Origin of the sequence: Natrialba sp. SSL1, from assembly GCF_001861355.1 — an archaeon.
In the GTDB taxonomy this organism is placed as follows: domain Archaea; phylum Halobacteriota; class Halobacteria; order Halobacteriales; family Natrialbaceae; genus Natrialba.
Window position 1 is genome coordinate 25,995 of record NZ_MASN01000017.1, and the last position, 15,456, is coordinate 41,450.

The following is a 15,456-nucleotide window of genomic DNA, read 5'->3' on the forward strand; positions in this document are numbered from 1 at the left end:
ATGAGTACAGAAACACAATCCGGATCAGGAATTTCGGGCGACGATAGCCTCGAGGCTGCCCACGAGAAGAACAGGCGCGTTCGACGAGTGCTGTTCGGCTGTGCGGCGGTTACCGTCGTGACCACGGCCGCCATATTTCTGGTCCTGTTCGACAACGCGGCCAGTTACTTCTTCGGCGCACGAATCAGCGAGGTGCTGTTCGGCGGCGACTCGATCGTCCGAACGGTCACGTTCACCGAATTCGGTACCGGAACCCGGTGGGCGCCCGATCACGCGACGCCCGCACACGGTGTCTTGCCCATCGTCTGGGGGACCCTCGCGATCACGATCGGCGCCGGGTTGGTCTCGATTCCGATCGGGACGGCGACGGCACTGTACCTCTCGGAGTACGCCTCGAGTGGCACTCGAAACAGACTGAAACCCATCCTCGAGATACTCGCCGGAATTCCGACGATCGTCTACGGGTACTTCGCGGTCTCGTTTCTCACGCCGGTGCTTGTCGACGGCATCGCGACCTTCCTCGTCAATCCCGCAGGGCGAGGACTCGACTCGGTGAGCCACATCGCGCCGGGACTCCTCGAACCGCTTGCGTCCGGCATGATGGATGCCAGTGTCGGCCGATACAGCATGCTCGCGGGGATTCTGGTCGTCGGCACGATGACGATACCGATGGTCTCCTCGATCAGTGAGGACGCCATGCAGGCGGTTCCTGACGACCTCAGGAACGGTGCGTACGCGCTCGGGGCGACGAAGTACCAGGTCTCGACGCGGATCGTCCTTCCTGCGGCGGTGTCGGGGATCTTCGCCTCGTACATCCTCGCGCTCTCGCGGGCGATCGGCGAGACGATGGCCGTCACCATGGCGGCGGGATTCAACGCGAATCTCACGGCGAACCCCTTCGACGAGATCATGACGATGACCGCCTATCTGGTCTCGATGGCTCGTGGCACGTCCGCAGTCGGCACCGTCGAGTACCAGAGTCTGTTCGCAGTCGGCCTGCTGTTGTTCCTGATGACCCTATCGATGAACCTGCTCAACGACCGCTTGAAACGCCGATTCCAGGAGGAGTACCGATGAGCACGAAACGAGAGACCGACTTTCTCGAGGACGTCGACCGTAGCCGGGAGAAACTGCTGAACCGCGTCTTCTACGGCACGCTCGTCGTTGCCTCGCTGTTCGGACTCGTGATGCTAATCCTGCTGATCGCCGACGTGGTCTGGGAGGCCTATCAGGCGTTCGTGACCTTCGATATCGACCTCGGCAACTTCCTCACCGCCACTTCTTCATCGCGCGCCGAGCGTGCCGGTTTCGGGGCGTCGATACTCGCCTCACTCTGGTTGATGGCGCTGACGGCCGTCCTGGCCTTTTTCATCGCTGTCGGCTGTGCGATCTACCTGGTCGAGTACGCCCCGGAGAACCGCGTCACCCGGCTGATCGAGGCGAACCTCGCGAACCTCGCGGGCGTCCCCTCGATCGTCTACGGGTTGCTTGTTCTGGCGCTGATCGTCAACGACGCCGGACTCGGATCGGTTATCCTGGCAGGCGCTATCGCCCTGGCGTTGCTCATCGTACCGATCATCATCGTCGCCTCGATCGAGTCAATTCGTGCGGTGCCGAGTAGCGTCCGCGACGGCTCATACGCCATGGGCGCGACGAAGTGGCAGACGATCCGACAGGTGGTACTTCCGCAAGCGATGCCCGGCATCCTCACTGGAACCATTTTGGCGCTCGCCCGCGCCATCGGCGAGACGGCGCCGTTGATCATGGTCGGCACGATGCTGCACGCGACGCGCTACCCGTCGGGACCACTCTCGTCGTTCAGCGCGATGCCGACGCAGATCTACAACTGGACGTACCAGGCCGACCGGATGTTTAACGGGCTGGCGGCACTCGGAATCGTCGCCTTGCTGGTGTTCTTGGTCGGGATGTACGCCCTCGCAGGCTACCTGCGGAAACGATACGAAACCGACGGCGGCTCGATTAGCAATGTCTAGCAACACGTCAAACGAACGGCTGGCTGACGAATCGACGACCGAAACGGATGGGACGCCAAACGACGCGATCATCGAAACCGCCATCAGCGTTGATCGCGGCGCGAGTCGAGCCACCGGACGCACAGAGACGATCGTCCGAGCGGAGGGGCTTGACGTCTACTACGGTGACGATCAGGCGCTCGACGACGTTACGATCGAGATTCCCGAACACCGCGTGACGGCCATGATCGGTCCCTCGGGCTGTGGCAAATCGACGTTCCTGCGGTCGATCAACCGGATGAACGATCGAATTTCGGCCGCACGCGTCGATGGAGACCTCTACTTCCGCGAGAAGAACGTCTACGACGACGATGTCGATCCCGTTGCCCTCCGCCGAACGATCGGCCAGGTGTTCCAGTCACCGAATCCGTTCCCGAAGTCGATCTACGACAACGTCGCCTACGGCCTGCGCGTCCAGGGAAAAGCCGACGAGGTGGACCTCGATGCGGCAGTCGAACGCGCACTTCGTGGGGCTGCGCTGTGGGACGAAGTCGAGGACCAACTCGACGAGTCGGGCCTCGACCTCTCGGGCGGCCAGCAACAACGGCTCTGCATCGCTCGGGCGATCGCAACCGATCCCGAGGTCATCCTGATGGACGAGCCGACATCGGCGCTCGACCCTGTCGCTGCCTCGAAGATCGAGGACCTCATCGACGAACTCGTCGACGACTACACAGTCATCATCGTCACCCACAACATGCAGCAAGCGGCACGCATCTCCGACAAGACGGCCGTCTTCCTCACCGGCGGTGAACTCGTCGAGTTCGACGACACTGCGACGATTTTCGAGGACCCCGACGACGATCGTGTCGAGGACTACATCACCGGTAAGTTCGGATAACTATGTCACGAAACGCCTACCAGCAGCAACTGTACGAACTGCGTGAGAAGATTCTCGAGATGAGTGATGTCGTCTGTCAACGGGTTCGGCGCGCGCTCGAAGCCTACGAGACAGGTGACGACGCGCTCGCCGAGCGAGTGATCGAGGGTGACCACGAGATCAATCAGCTGTATCTCGACCTCGAGAGCGACTGCGTCGAATTGCTCGCCCTCCAGCAGCCGGTCGCGGGCGACCTGCGTTTCATCGCCTCGTCGTTCAAGATTATCACCGACCTCGAACGAGTCGGCGATCTCGCCGTAAACTTAGCGGAGTACGCGACTCAGTCCACCCACGAGCGCTACCCGAACGTCGACGTCAGCCATATCGGCACCGAGACGGTTCTGTTGCTCGAGGATGCGATGCAGGCGTACGCAACAGACGATTCGGCAGCGACTCACGAGATCGCTGCGACAGACGACGAGATCGATGCGCTTTGCGAACGAGCTAGCCGGACTATCATTCAGGAGTTACTGACGGCTGAGTCGTCGGACGAGCAGCTCCTCGAGGATGTCTCGCGGATACTGCTTACGATCCGCGATCTGGAACGAGTCGGCGACCACGCGGTCAACGTTGCCGCCCGAACGCTGTACATGGTCGACAACGACGAGACGCTCCTCTACTGATGAGACACGACGAGCTGCCGATCGATTTGGCCGATCCCGTCGAACGGAAGATCCAGATGGCCGGCAACTCGACGTTCGTCGTCTCACTGCCGAAGTCGTGGGCAGTCGAACAGGACCTCGAGCCCGGCATGTCGATGTACCTCTATCCCCACGCAGATCGACTGGTCGCTGCACCCGAGACTGCCTCCGTTCAGGATCGGACCGTGACGATCGACGCGGACACCGCCGCTGGTGACATCGCGTTGCGCCGCGTCGAGGTTGCGTACAAGACCGGCTTCGACCGGATCACGGTCACCAATCTCGAGGAGACTGACTCGCGGGTCCGGCGGATGATCGAACGTGCCACAAGTCAGCTTATCGGCCTCACCATCCAGGAGGATACCGGTGACAGCCTGACGATCACGAACGTGCTCGATGCCAGCGACGTCTCTCTCCCCCAGACGATCACCCAGGCACAGCAACTCGTCACCGAACTGTATTCCGACGCGATCACAGCACTCGTAACCGGCGACGAAGACCTCGCTCACCGTGTGCTCACCCGTGACGACGATATCGGTCGCCTGTTTGCGTTCGTCTACCGGGGGTTTCACCGTGCCCTCGAGGACGTCCACGAGGTAGCACAACTCGGCACCGACCGCGTCGCGGCGTTCCGCGAGTATCGCGTTGCTCGCAGTCTGGAGCGTATCGCTGCCCACGCGGAACGTATCGCGGCGGTTGCAACACAGCAAGCAGCACCGCCCGAGGAGTCGTTCGCTGAGCAACTCGAGTTGGTCGGCGCTGACGTCCGTGCTGTACTCGAGTTGGCACTCGAGGGAGATGCCGAGTCAGCGTACGAAACGGCAACTGCCGTCGAACCGAAGCTAGAGGACCTCGATCAGTCGCTCTACAGCGGAATTGTCCCAAACGCGTACCTGTACGGTGCGGTTATCGGGCAACTCCGGCAAACGACGACGAATGGCCGTTTCATCGCCGACACGATGACTGAGTCCAGACTAACCGACGCGATCTGACCGTTGAGGACCTGAAGCCGGCGATTGAACCGATCGAACGCGCGTGTAATGAACGACACAGTTGGCACACGGTGACACCTCCGCTGAACCGTGTCGTGACGACGCCGTCGGCAGTCACGATGTAGCTCCGTTCTGCTCACGAAGACGCGTCGGCGACAGACTGGGACTACGCAGCGCTTGTCGACGGATTGCTGCAACGGGTACTGCTATTCGCGCCACGGTCGGTGAGCGCGTAGTGCTCAATAGCCGTCAGGACCTCACAATACACCAACTAGAAGCGTCTTTGGGCCGTCTCGACGTCCACTGATTTGTCCGCACGGACACGAACTCGATACGAGAGAGAGAAGCCACCTATGACAGACAGTTACGGCGAACGAAACGGCGAGCGTACTATCGACACCGGTACTGAAGCTGAAACTGAAACTGATGCTGAAACTGGTACTGGTGCTGAAACCAATACCGACTCACCCTCCAACCCCACACCCAGTCCCAGACCCAGCCCCAACCCCACTCCCGAACACGACACGGACGCCAATCGGCGGCGACCCAACGCCCGCGTCCTCACCGGCTCCCCAGCAGCACCAGCATCCAACGTTCACACATCCTCGAGCGACGATGCACTCGAGTCCGACCTCGGCGCAACACTGGAGCGAATCGTCGTCCAGTACGAAGACGAACCGAACCGGTGGACGCTCGTGCCACAGGAGCGGACGGCTGACGAGCGACTGACGGCGTGGCTCTCGGCGGACGAGGACGTCTTCGTCGATCGATCGGCAATGCGGTAGTCCTTGATTGTCCCGCTCCACAGGGGTCGTACCGCGCAGCAACTCGGCGATCTGAGAACGGGCGCAGGTCGAGGCCAAAACGAGGGCCGAGATCGAGGCCGAGTCCGAGGTCAACGTCGAGACCGAGTACCCTGCGGTCGGTATCGTCCGCTCGTCGCGTTCGGGGTAACCCAGACGTGAGACTTACTTGAGTCGCTCTTGCAGGAACGATGGGTGTGCTGCCGTCACACCGTCGATTTCGAGCATCTCCTCCGAGATGAACTCGCCGAGTTCGTCGCCGTCCGCGGCGCGCACCTCCGCCATCAGCATGTGGTCGCCACTCGAGCTGTACAGCGCTTCGATCTCCGGCAGCTCCTTGAGTGCCTTCGTGGCCTCGACGTAGCGTTCGCTCGCCACGTCGAGTCCGACCAGCGCGATGGTCTTACTCGAGAGCTTCTTCGGATCGATGTCGGCCGAGTAGCCGACGATGACGCCGTCGTCCTCGAGTTGGTTGATGTACTTTCTGACCGTTGGTTTCGAGACATCGGCCCGGTTGGCGATCTCGGCGTAGGACGCCTGGGCGTCCTGCTCGAGAACCTCCAGGATCCGATCTTCCGTCGCCTGGGTACTCATGTACGATACTTTTGCTCGGATGGGAAAATATCTTTTGTATACGAAAAAGGTCGGATAGGCTAGCGGTAGGGATCCGAAGAACAGCGGGAAGACGGCGTATCGTCGGGTTTATTCGGGTGCTGTTCGGACCCTCACCAACGAATGGTCGACCCGAACGTCATCGCCGCCGCGGTCTGGTACGTCTGCGGGGGGTTGATCCTGTATCTCGGCTACCTCATCGCGGTTCGCGGCCGTGCGGACCTCCACGCGGAGTACGACGAGTCGGTCGACCCGGCGTACGTCTCTCGCTGGGCTGGCGGCACTGCGCTGATGATGGGCGGTCTCGTCGTCGCCTACGCGACCCACCAGTTGCTGTACGGCTTCGACCCGTTCATGCTCGGGGCCCTCATCGTTGCGCTGCTCGTGTTGAGTTACGTCACGAAGCTGTTCGCACGCGGGTACGGGTATCGCGGTGAGTAAGTGCGTGCGGTGATCCATCGGTGCGCTAATAGGTGACGCGGTTCAACGACCGTGTATGTCCCCTCCAGCAGACGGTCGGGTCCGCACTCGCCACTATCTGGTGGTCGTTCTCGTTCCGCTTCTGGTTCTTCTCGCAGGCTGTACGGGGCCGCTCGCCAGTGACCTCTCAGCAAGTGATCTCGAGGCCGAGTTCGAGGAAACGGCTCCGCCTGCCGAGGTGAGCGCGACCGTCGAAATCCGCGAAGAAATCGACGGCGACGTTCGCGAACGCACAGAGGAGGTCTGGCTGCGCGACGATGGTGCCGTCCGAATCGATCCGGTCAGCGATTCGACCGACGATCCGGGCGCGCTCACCGTCAGCGACGGCGAAACCCGCTGGTACTACGACAACGCGACCGGTTCGACGACGGCGATCGAGGTCGATCCCGACGCATCGTCGTGGCTCGAGGGCCTCTACGATCAACAGGAGCGCTACCTCGCAGCGTACGACCTCACCGACGCAACGGAGACAACTGTCGAGGACCGCGATAGCTACCACCTCACGTTCGAGCCACCGGCGAACGAAACCGTCGACCAATCCGTCTCTATCCTCGTCGGCGAAACCGCGTACGAACTTCCGGTCTCGACCACTGAAGAGCCGTCGGAACTTGGGGTTGACCGCGTCGAGGTCTGGCTCGACCAGGAAACGCTGTTCCCGATCAAACACCAGATCGCAGGCGACGACTTGCTTCTCGAGACGACCTACACGGATCTCACAGTCGACGATGAGTTCGACGACGACCTGTTCGAGTTTACACCGCCCGCTGAAAACGGCGATGTGGTCGGAACCGAGGGTGAGGACGAGGGTGGAGATGGAGAAGGAGGCGAAACCGAACCGTCACCGACAGACGACGAGAACGAGACCGATTACCTCCCACTGCCGACGATCGAGGACCACGACTCGGTCGCCGACGCCGAGGAGGCCGTTCCGTTTGCAGTCGCAGAACCCCGTCCGAGTACACTCCCCGACGACGTCATCTTCGACGGCGCCACGAGCTACGAGTTCCCCGACGAGGACCGCACGCAGGTCACAGTGTTCTACCGAAGCGAGAGCGCCGGCTCACTAATGATCACGACGAGTGACGGCCCGCGAGAGTTCGCGACGAACGGGCACGAAGTCTCGGTTGGCGAGGCCACCGGCTCGCTCGAACAGACCTCACAGAGCACGGAGCTACAGTGGTCCTGTGACGAGCAGTACTATTCGATCTACGCCGACAACGAACTTGGCGACGACACGGCACTCGAGATCGCTCAGCAACTCGGCTGTCGCTGACTCGCGGCTCGATCCGCTTCACTCCATTGTCGCCTGTCGTTCTGCTTCACGGGGAGCGGTGATCACAGATGTGCGGGACAGGTGTTCGAAGAAACGGAGCAACGGCTACTCGAGTAGACGACTCGCAAAAAATCGAACGTGAACTCGAGTTCCACGCTGGTCGGAACTGCAACCCGACTGGGGCAGCCTGCCGTTACTTGTGGCGGTCGAGCAGGTCGTAGCTGCGTTCCCACTCGGCGTCGTCGTCGAAGTATCGCTCTGCGAGTGGCTGGTCGGGCATCTCGCCGACGGCCTGTTTCTCCTGGGTGTAGGACGGCCGGTCCTCTTCGACGTAGTAGCGGCCGGTGAGGACGGTGCCCTCGTTGAGGACGTCTTCGGTCTCGCGCATCATCTCGGCGGCTTCGGTCCGGTCGTGGACGTCGAAGTCGTAGTCGTCGGACTCCTGGACGTCGACGTAGGGCACGTACTGGCGTGCGTCCTTGTTCCAGGTTGGACACTGGGTCAGGAAGTCGATGTGGGCGAAGCCGTCGTGTTCGATCGCTTCCTTGATGATCTCCTTGGCCTGGTTCGGGTTGACCGCGGCCGTGCGGGCGACGTAGCTCGCGCCGGCGTTGAGCGACATCGACAGCGGGCGAAGCGGCGTCTTCGCGCTGCCGGATGGTTGGGTCTTCGACTTGTGGCCCTTGGGGCTGGTCGGGGAGGTCTGGCCCTTCGTCAGCCCGAAGATCTCGTTGTTGAACACGATGTAGGTCATGTCGTGGTTCTCGCGGGCCGAGTGGATGAAGTGGTTGCCACCGATCCCGTAGCCGTCGCCGTCACCGCCGGCGGCGACGACCTCGAGGTCGGGGTTGGCCAGTTTGGCGGCGCGAGCCACGGGCAGTGCGCGACCGTGGATCGTGTGGAAGCCGTACGTGTCGAGGTAGCTGTTCAGTTTGCCCGAACAGCCGATCCCGGTGACGGTCAGCACTTCCTCGGGGGTCTTGCCGACCTCCGGGAGGGCCTGCTTCAGCGCCTTCAGGACGCCGAAGTCGCCACAGCCCGGACACCAGGTCGGCTGCGGTTCGACACCGGGCGTGTACTCGTCCCGGTCGATCTCTCGTTCGTCTCCGATTGCGTTGAAAGCACTCATAGGTTAGTCACCTGCAGCGGGTTCGATTCGGACCTGTGCGGTCGGTTCGCGCTCTTCCTCGGCGACGTTGACCTCGTAGCCCTCGACGATCTCGGCGGGCTCGAACGGGTTGCCGTTGTACTTGAGGAGGCTGGTGAGCTTCTCGCCGAAGCGGCCCAGTTCCTTCTGCAGCAGGCCGCGGAACTGCGCGCTGGCGTTCATCTCGACGACCATCGCCTCGTCGACGCTCTCCAGGAACTCGGTCACTTCCTGCTCCGGGAACGGCATCATGTCCGAGACGCTGAGGCCGCGGACGGAGTGACCGTCCGCGTTCAGGCGATCGATTGCCTCTTCGACGGCACCCTGGCTCGAGCCCCACGTGATGATACCGTACTCGGCATCTTCCTCGCCGAAGTAGGTCTGCGTGGAGTCGCGTTCCTCGTTGAGCTCGGTCCGGATCGCCTCGAGCTTCTCGAGACGCCGGTCCATCTGGGCGACGCGGTTGTCGGGGTCCTCGCTGATGTGGCCGACCGGGCTGTGTTCGTTACCCGTCGCGAGGTAGCGGCCGTTCTTCTGTCCGGGCAGCGAGCGCGGTGCGACGCCGTCCTCGGCGGTCTCGTAGTTGAAGCGCTTGAACTTCCCGGAGTTGTCGTGTGCGGCCTCCTTCAGCTCTTCTTCGGTCAGCGTCGAGCCGAGGTCAGGCGACGGCTCGCGGTCGAAGAACTCGACGTCGACGTTCTTGTTCTCGCCGGAGAGCTTCTGGTCGTAGATGAGCATGACCGGGATCTGGTAGTCCCACGCGATGTCGAACGCGAGGCGGGTCTGCTCGTAGGCCTCCTCGATGTTCCCGGGCGCGAAGACGACGCGCTGGGAGTCGCCCTGGCTGGTGTAGAGAACGTGTTCGAGGTCGGCCTGCTCTGGCTTCGTCGGCATCCCGGTCGACGGACCGGCACGCATCGACTCGACGAGCACGAGCGGCGTCTCGGTCATCTCGGCGAGGCCGAGCGGTTCGCTCATCAGCGCGAAGCCACCGCCCGAGGAACCGGACATAGCCTTCACGCCGGCGTGGCTGGCACCGACGGCCAGCGCAGCGGCAGCGATCTCGTCTTCGACCTGCTCGGAGATCCCGCCCATGTCTGGGAAGTTCTGGCTGAGGATGGTGAAGACGTCCGTCCACGGCGTCATCGGGTAGCCGGCGATGAAGCGACAGCCGGCGTCGATTGCACCGTAGGCGATCGCGTTCGAACCCGACAGCAGCGCCTGCTCGGTGTCGTGGTCGCCCGTTGGCACGCGAAGGTCGTGTTCGAACTCGTACTCCTCGTTGACGTCCTCGTAGGCCTCGTGGAGAATATCCAGGTTCGCCTCGAGTACGTCGCCGCCCATGGCGTCCGACATGAGATCCTCGATGTGTTCGAGGTCCATGTCGAGCAGCGCGGCGGTCGCGCCGACGCCGGCGGTGTTGCGCATGACTTCGCGGCCGTGTTCCTTGGCGAGGCCGCGCAGGTCGAGCGGGAAGACGTGCCAGTCGTTCTCCTCGGCGCGTTCGTCCAGGTTGAGTGCCTCGACGTCGTCCTCGCTCACGAGACCCTCGTCGTAGATGATGACGCCGCCTTCGCGGAGTTCGTCCAGGTTCTCCGAGAGGGGCTTGATCTCCTCGTTGCCGTAGTAGGCCTCTTCCTGCGGGTTGCGGGCGAAGGAGTCACCCAGCGCGAGCAGGAAGTTGTAGCCATCCCCACGTGACTGTACCTCGTGTTCTGCGGCTCGGATCTCGACGTACGTGTGGCCGCCCCGGATCCGCGATGGATAGTGGCGGTGTGTAAATACGTTGAGCCCCGAACGCATCAGCGCTTTTGCGAAGTTCTGACTCGTCGAGTCGATCCCGTCACCGGAACCTCCTGCGATTCGCCAGATAAGTTCGTCGTCGCTCATAGTAAATCAGTGGCCGGTGGGCCAACCGTAGCTGAGATTTGCCCCACTTGCCCTAAAGCCTTTGCTATAGATTACCAAGGATCTATCGTGAAGAATCCATACTCGGCCGGCTAACCCCTACGAACAATCATTACTAAGTGGGCGTAACTGTGCAGAATTGTCCACATTTTCACCCCCGATCAAGTCCGCTACGTGACACTACTTGCGCTGTTGAACGAGCATGCGTCCACCCATAATCGGAGCAGCCTGTACACACCGTACCCAAGGCCCGCGGCAACCACGAGCCCAGCAAGCGACCCAAGACGGACCCCACCGTCCTGCCCGACTATCCGTACGACTCCGATGAGGGTCCACGCGTATCCGACCGCCGCAGTCCCAAGTATCAGTCTGAACTGCAGGTCGGTCACGGCGATTCGCTCGAAGAGACCCATTAGTCGTAGTGTCTCACCACCAACAGAAATACATTAGTACGTTCTTTGATGCGTCTCCTCCAATCTCGCACCGAGGAGTTCATTGGCCGATAGTTCGACGCGGTGAACACGCATGGAAACCGGCCACGATACATCTGACCACGCCGCACCGGACCACGCCGCACCCGAACACGCCGGCCAACTCCACCACGTCGAACTCTGCACCACAAACCTCGAGTCGTCGGTCGACTTCTGGAACTGGCTGCTCGGTGCACTCGAGTACGAACCAAAAAACGAGTGGGTGGGTGGCCGTTCCTGGATCAACGGGCCGACCTACATTGTCGTCAAAGAGACCGACACCGACGACCCGTTCGACCGACGCGCGCCGGGACTGGACCACCTCGCGTTCCACGCCGCATCCCGAGCAACGGTCGACGAACTCACCGCAGGCATCCGCGAACGGACTGATTCGACCGTTCTCTACGACGACCAGCATCCCTACGCTGGCGGTTACTATGCACTCTACTGCGAGGATCCGATGGGGATCACGATCGAAGTCGTCGGTCCAGAGTGACGGCAGAGCCAGCGAGCGATCTCCCTCTGGCGCTCACTGACGAGAGCCCGTTCTCCAGAGTTCGTTCAGAATCGAGGCTACGACTCGAGTACCGTCGACGGCGAAACCGGCTCCAGACCCAACTCGGCGGCGTACTCCTCGAGGAACGTCGCCCGCTCACCGATCTCTCCGGGACGGTGGGAGTCAGAGCCGACCGTCACCGGCACGTCGTACTCGCGTAAGGTCGACAGAAACGTCGACGACGGGTGGACGATCTCGGCATCCGTGAGCGCCCGGCCGGCGTTGAGTTCCGGGATGGTACTCGAGTCCGCGAACGCCTGGGCGACCCGGCGGTAGTGGTTCGTGGTTGCGCGGCCGCGAAGCGGCGGGGTGCGTTCGATCAGGTCGACGTGGGCGGCGATGTCGAACAGTTCTGACTCGATGAGCGAGACGAGGGTGTCGAAGTAGTCGTCGACGACGGCGTTGCGTTCCTCGTCGGTCCGCGCTGCGAACGCCGAGGGTATCTGGACGTTCTCGCCGCCGACGGTGTGGACGCTGCCGATGCTGTAGTCGAAGCCGGCGTCGTCGAGAAAGGCCTCGATTTCGGCCTCGTCGCGCGGATTGTAGTCCATTTCGACGGCGTCGTAGACCGGAATCGACGTTTCTTCGCGGACGCGCTCGATGCCCTCGCGGCGGCGTTCATAGGTGAGATCGAGGTTGAAGCCGTACAGTGTGCGCATGCTGTCAGCACCGGTGCGGTCGGCGACGTTGCAGTGGTCTGCGAAGCCGATGCCGTCGAGTCCGGCGGATTCGGCGGCGCGGACCATCCCTCTGAGAAAGCTCCCGTCCGAGTAGTTCGAGTGGACGTGGAAGTCGTGCATACCGGAGACACGGCGAACGATGGGTTAGGTGTTGTGACCAACGCAAGTGCACTTGCCGTGCACCTTGTGTGCCGCCCCACCGACTAGAAACGGACCAAAAACAGGGCGTAGCTACTCGTTCTGCGGGTTGCTCGGGTGGTAGTCGGTATCGTACTCGCCGGACTGGCCGTCGACGCGGTCGGGATTGAGGCGGCCCGAGAGCAGCATGAAGTCGACCAGCGTCAGCGCGAGCATCGCCTCGACGACCGGCACGCCGCGGGGCGGGAGAACGGGGTCGTGGCGGCCGATGACCTTCTCCTCTTTCAGTTCGCCGGTCTCCCAGTCGGCGGTCTGCTGGCTCTTCGGAATCGAGGTCGGCGCGTGGAGGGTGACCTCGCCGTAGATCGGTTCGCCCGAACTAATGCCGCCCTGGATGCCGCCGTGGTCGTTCTCGACGGGCGTCGGATTCCCGTCCGAATCGAACTCCCAATCGTCGTTTCGCTCCTTCCCGGTCCACTCCGCGGCCTCCGTTCCGAGGCCGAACTCGAACGCCGTCGTCGCTGGCACCGCCATCATCGCCTGTCCGAGTCGCGCCGAAAGGGAGTCAAAGCGCGGCGCGCCGAGACCGACAGGAACGCCCTGCGCTTCGAAGTAGATCGAACCGCCGATCGAGTCGCCCTCTTCCTGGTACTCCTCGATCAGTTCCTGCATCTCGGCGGCCGTCTCGGGGTGTGCACAGCGCACGTCGTTCTCCTCGGAGTGGGCCAGCATCTCCTCGAAGCTGACCTCGGGGGCCTCGATATCGCCGATCTGGTTGACGTGGGCCTTGAGTTCGATCCCTTCGCGGGCGAGCAACTTCTCCGCGATTGCGCCCGCTGCGACCCAGTTGACCGTCTCCCGGGCCGAGGAGCGGCCGCCGCCGCCCCAGTTTCGCGTCCCGAACTTCGCCGAGTACGTGAAGTCACCGTGAGACGGCCGTGGCGCGGTGATAAAGGGCTCGTACTTGCCCGAGCGCGCGTCCTTGTTCTGGATCACGAGCCCGATCGGCGTACCGGTGGTGTAGCCGTCCTGAATCCCGGACTTGATCGAGACGTCGTCGGGTTCGCCGCGGCTGGTCGTGATCATCGACTGACCCGGCTTGCGCCGGTCCAGGTCGGCCTGAATATCTTCCTCGGAGAGTTCGAGGCCGGCGGGACAGCCGGAAATGGTACACCCCATCGCCTCGCCGTGGCTCTCGCCGAACGTGGTCACCTGAAAGAGGCGACCGAACCGATTGCCGTTCATTGCCACCCCCTCGGAGACGCGGACACTTAGCCCTGCAGGATCCCTGCGAATTTTCGCCGCTGCCGGTGGTCGGTGGTACTCGAGTCGAGTCGCCCACAGGAGCCTACGACCACCCTACCCGCGAAGCGAATCCAGTCGCACCGCCGCGAGCGGGACGAGCATCTCCTCGCGCGTGAGCCCGCCGTGCAGGCCGATCTGGTCCCCAACCGCACTCTCGTCGGTGCCCGGTAGCGGCCACGACAGCCCGCGATTGCGGTGGATGACGAGCAGGTCACCGCAGCGCGAGTCGAACAGCGACGACGGCGTGCCGGGACCGAACAGGTCGCGCTCCAGTGCCTCCTCACGAGTAACGATCATCGCCTCGTCCCCGAGGTGGGTCTCGAGTTGCTCCCGAACGTCAGCGACTCGATCGGGCTGCACGTGGAAGTGGACGTTTCGCGGGCTCCCGGTCGGCAGCCGCGGCTCGCCGTGTTCATCACGCCGGAACGACTCGCGAATGGTCGGCCAGTCGTCCCAGGTTGCCATCTCGATATTCTCCGACGGCACGGTGTCGACGAGTCCGTGATCCGCCGTCACCAGCAGGAGCGTTCGCTCGGCGACCGAAGACTCGAGTGCCGCCACGAATTCCCGCTGGAGCTGCGTCGTGATCGTGTCGAGCTCGTCCTGGTACCGGTCGGCTGTCGTCCCTTCGACGTGAGACACCGCGTCGATGGTCGGTTCGTAGGCGTAGACGTACGTCGGCGTCCGCGTCGATGCCGACGGTGCGGTTGACGACGGTCTCGACCCAGACGACTCACACACTTCCCGGATAGTCGCCGCGAGGTCGGCCGGATCTCCGTAGCCGATCCGTTCCGCGCCAGCCGTGCTCGCGCGGCTGTACCCCGAGTCTGCGTACGCCTCGGGCTGAATCGCGTAGCTCTCGATTCCCTCGTCGACCGCTCGCGTGTACACCGGCTCGGCGTCGAACAGATCGTCTGGGTCCGCGTCAGGTGCGACCGACTCGAGTGGCTCGCCGCTCGTCGTCAGGAACGGGAGCGTCGTGATTACCTGGTCGGCGGATGCGAGGTACTGGAACCAGCCGAGAAGGCCGTGTTCGACGGGCAGCGCACCGGTCTGGAGGGTCGTTATCGCTGCGGCGGTTTCGGAGGGATAGATCGAGGTGAGCGGCGTGACGGTTCCCTGGTCAGTAATCCGAGCGAGCAGGTCGTGGTCGCGATAGTCGCGCGTCCAGTGTTCGTAGCCGAAGCCGTCGAGGAGGAACAGGACGACGGTGTCGATGCCGTCGAGGTCCACACCGTCGAAGACTGAGTCTGGGAGCCGATGGTCGAAGGCGTCCGCACTCGAGTGCGAAAGCAGCGAGAGCGCGGTTTCGGGGACGTTGGCGACGCAGTAGTCGTCGTATGCGGGGAACCAGTACGCTGCAGCGTCGTCGTCTCCCAGCTCTGGGTCGCTCGCGTCTCCGGTAGCGCCGTCGGTAGCCTCGACACTACCTACGTGCTCGCGTTGTGTCGCACGCAGTCGCCGTTCGACGGACTCCTGAAGCATGATCCGTTCTTCGCCACCGCTCCAATAAGTGCTATCGGTGGTTTGACACGGGG

16 protein-coding genes are annotated in these 15,456 nt (G+C 62.8%); 9 read left to right on the forward strand and 7 right to left on the reverse strand.

Annotated elements, in window-relative coordinates; translation table 11 throughout:
* From pstC to BBD46_RS03725, 6 genes are all read left to right on the forward strand, one after another.
* The gene (gene pstC, locus BBD46_RS03700; RefSeq protein ID WP_071400415.1) at positions 1 to 1,077 is read left to right on the forward strand and encodes a phosphate ABC transporter permease subunit PstC; all 1,077 of its coding nucleotides are present in this window, start codon (positions 1 to 3) and stop codon (positions 1,075 to 1,077) included.
* Complete coding sequence (pstA, locus tag BBD46_RS03705; protein WP_071400416.1) at positions 1,074 to 1,994, forward strand: phosphate ABC transporter permease PstA; 921 nt, start codon at positions 1,074 to 1,076, stop codon at positions 1,992 to 1,994. The genes pstC and pstA overlap by 4 nt, the downstream gene beginning before the upstream one ends.
* Positions 1,987 to 2,874, forward strand: coding sequence for a phosphate ABC transporter ATP-binding protein PstB (gene pstB / locus BBD46_RS03710; RefSeq protein ID WP_071400417.1), 888 nt, complete (start codon positions 1,987 to 1,989; stop codon positions 2,872 to 2,874). The genes pstA and pstB overlap by 8 nt, the downstream gene beginning before the upstream one ends.
* Before the next feature lie 2 nt (positions 2,875 to 2,876).
* Complete coding sequence (gene phoU / locus BBD46_RS03715) at positions 2,877 to 3,536, forward strand: phosphate signaling complex protein PhoU (RefSeq protein WP_071400418.1); 660 nt, start codon at positions 2,877 to 2,879, stop codon at positions 3,534 to 3,536.
* Positions 3,536 to 4,546, forward strand: a complete 1,011-nt coding sequence (locus BBD46_RS03720; protein ID WP_071400419.1) for a PhoU domain-containing protein — start codon at positions 3,536 to 3,538, stop codon at positions 4,544 to 4,546. Before phoU ends, BBD46_RS03720 begins: the two co-directional genes overlap by 1 nt.
* Positions 4,547 to 4,899: 353 nt before the next feature.
* Positions 4,900 to 5,331 carry a DUF7511 domain-containing protein gene (locus tag BBD46_RS03725; RefSeq protein WP_071400420.1) on the forward strand — a complete coding sequence of 144 codons (432 nt, stop codon included), beginning with the start codon at positions 4,900 to 4,902 and terminating at the stop codon, positions 5,329 to 5,331.
* Between the two features lie 183 nt (positions 5,332 to 5,514).
* On the opposite strand, the gene lrpA1 is transcribed toward BBD46_RS03725, so the two are convergent.
* A complete protein-coding gene (gene lrpA1 / locus BBD46_RS03730; protein WP_071400421.1) occupies positions 5,515 to 5,943 on the reverse strand; it encodes an HTH-type transcriptional regulator LrpA1 in 429 nt (142 codons plus the stop codon).
* A gap of 141 nt (positions 5,944 to 6,084) precedes the next feature.
* Between lrpA1 and BBD46_RS03735 the strand changes: the two genes are divergently transcribed.
* Positions 6,085 to 6,402: a hypothetical protein gene (locus BBD46_RS03735; protein WP_071400422.1), complete on the forward strand. Its 318-nt coding sequence runs from the start codon at positions 6,085 to 6,087 to the stop codon at positions 6,400 to 6,402.
* Between the two features lie 55 nt (positions 6,403 to 6,457).
* Positions 6,458 to 7,714 (forward strand): LolA family protein, encoded by a 1,257-nt coding sequence (locus tag BBD46_RS03740; RefSeq protein ID WP_071400423.1) that lies wholly within the window; start codon positions 6,458 to 6,460, stop codon positions 7,712 to 7,714.
* 193 nt (positions 7,715 to 7,907) lie between these two features.
* Here the strand turns inward: BBD46_RS03740 and BBD46_RS03745 are convergent, their stop codons facing one another.
* The 3 genes from BBD46_RS03745 to BBD46_RS03755 all read right to left on the reverse strand — a co-directional run bounded on the left by BBD46_RS03745 (position 7,908) and on the right by BBD46_RS03755 (position 11,182).
* A complete protein-coding gene (locus tag BBD46_RS03745) occupies positions 7,908 to 8,843 on the reverse strand; it encodes a thiamine pyrophosphate-dependent enzyme (RefSeq protein ID WP_071400424.1) in 936 nt (311 codons plus the stop codon).
* 3 nt (positions 8,844 to 8,846) lie between these two features.
* Positions 8,847 to 10,751, reverse strand: a complete 1,905-nt coding sequence (locus BBD46_RS03750; RefSeq protein WP_071400425.1) for a 2-oxoacid:acceptor oxidoreductase subunit alpha — start codon at positions 10,749 to 10,751, stop codon at positions 8,847 to 8,849.
* A 188-nt stretch (positions 10,752 to 10,939) separates the two neighbouring features.
* Positions 10,940 to 11,182: a hypothetical protein gene (locus BBD46_RS03755; RefSeq protein WP_071400426.1), complete on the reverse strand. Its 243-nt coding sequence runs from the start codon at positions 11,180 to 11,182 to the stop codon at positions 10,940 to 10,942.
* 112 nt (positions 11,183 to 11,294) lie between these two features.
* Here BBD46_RS03755 and BBD46_RS03760 point away from each other — a divergent pair, with 112 nt between their 5' ends.
* Positions 11,295 to 11,735: a VOC family protein gene (locus tag BBD46_RS03760; RefSeq protein ID WP_071400427.1), complete on the forward strand. Its 441-nt coding sequence runs from the start codon at positions 11,295 to 11,297 to the stop codon at positions 11,733 to 11,735.
* 77 nt (positions 11,736 to 11,812) lie between these two features.
* Here BBD46_RS03760 and BBD46_RS03765 read toward each other — a convergent pair whose 3' ends face one another.
* The 3 genes from BBD46_RS03765 to BBD46_RS03775 all read right to left on the reverse strand — a co-directional run bounded on the left by BBD46_RS03765 (position 11,813) and on the right by BBD46_RS03775 (position 15,403).
* A complete protein-coding gene (locus BBD46_RS03765; protein ID WP_071400428.1) occupies positions 11,813 to 12,595 on the reverse strand; it encodes a PHP domain-containing protein in 783 nt (260 codons plus the stop codon).
* A gap of 111 nt (positions 12,596 to 12,706) precedes the next feature.
* Positions 12,707 to 13,858, reverse strand: coding sequence for a chorismate synthase (gene aroC, locus BBD46_RS03770; RefSeq protein WP_071400429.1), 1,152 nt, complete (start codon positions 13,856 to 13,858; stop codon positions 12,707 to 12,709).
* A gap of 114 nt (positions 13,859 to 13,972) precedes the next feature.
* Positions 13,973 to 15,403, reverse strand: a complete 1,431-nt coding sequence (locus tag BBD46_RS03775; protein WP_071400430.1) for an alkaline phosphatase family protein — start codon at positions 15,401 to 15,403, stop codon at positions 13,973 to 13,975.
* Between the last annotated feature and the right edge of the window lie 53 nt (positions 15,404 to 15,456).

Excerpts from the sequence above, each read along its gene's own strand:
- pstA (WP_071400416.1), top strand. The coding sequence starts at position 1,074 with ATGAGCACGAAACGAGAGACCGACTTTCTCGAGGACGTCGACCGTAGC.
- pstC (WP_071400415.1), top strand. The coding sequence starts at position 1 with ATGAGTACAGAAACACAATCCGGATCAGGAATTTCGGGCGACGATAGC.
- lrpA1 (WP_071400421.1), bottom strand. The coding sequence starts at position 5,943 with ATGAGTACCCAGGCGACGGAAGATCGGATCCTGGAGGTTCTCGAGCAG.
- BBD46_RS03735 (WP_071400422.1), top strand. The coding sequence starts at position 6,085 with ATGGTCGACCCGAACGTCATCGCCGCCGCGGTCTGGTACGTCTGCGGG.
- BBD46_RS03765 (WP_071400428.1), bottom strand. The coding sequence starts at position 12,595 with ATGCACGACTTCCACGTCCACTCGAACTACTCGGACGGGAGCTTTCTC.
- BBD46_RS03775 (WP_071400430.1), bottom strand. The coding sequence starts at position 15,403 with ATGCTTCAGGAGTCCGTCGAACGGCGACTGCGTGCGACACAACGCGAG.
- phoU (WP_071400418.1), top strand. The coding sequence starts at position 2,877 with ATGTCACGAAACGCCTACCAGCAGCAACTGTACGAACTGCGTGAGAAG.
- aroC (WP_071400429.1), bottom strand. The coding sequence starts at position 13,858 with ATGAACGGCAATCGGTTCGGTCGCCTCTTTCAGGTGACCACGTTCGGC.
- BBD46_RS03745 (WP_071400424.1), bottom strand. The coding sequence starts at position 8,843 with ATGAGTGCTTTCAACGCAATCGGAGACGAACGAGAGATCGACCGGGAC.
- BBD46_RS03720 (WP_071400419.1), top strand. The coding sequence starts at position 3,536 with ATGAGACACGACGAGCTGCCGATCGATTTGGCCGATCCCGTCGAACGG.
- BBD46_RS03760 (WP_071400427.1), top strand. The coding sequence starts at position 11,295 with ATGGAAACCGGCCACGATACATCTGACCACGCCGCACCGGACCACGCC.
- BBD46_RS03750 (WP_071400425.1), bottom strand. The coding sequence starts at position 10,751 with ATGAGCGACGACGAACTTATCTGGCGAATCGCAGGAGGTTCCGGTGAC.
- BBD46_RS03725 (WP_071400420.1), top strand. The coding sequence starts at position 4,900 with ATGACAGACAGTTACGGCGAACGAAACGGCGAGCGTACTATCGACACC.
- BBD46_RS03755 (WP_071400426.1), bottom strand. The coding sequence starts at position 11,182 with ATGGGTCTCTTCGAGCGAATCGCCGTGACCGACCTGCAGTTCAGACTG.
- pstB (WP_071400417.1), top strand. The coding sequence starts at position 1,987 with ATGTCTAGCAACACGTCAAACGAACGGCTGGCTGACGAATCGACGACC.
- BBD46_RS03740 (WP_071400423.1), top strand. The coding sequence starts at position 6,458 with ATGTCCCCTCCAGCAGACGGTCGGGTCCGCACTCGCCACTATCTGGTG.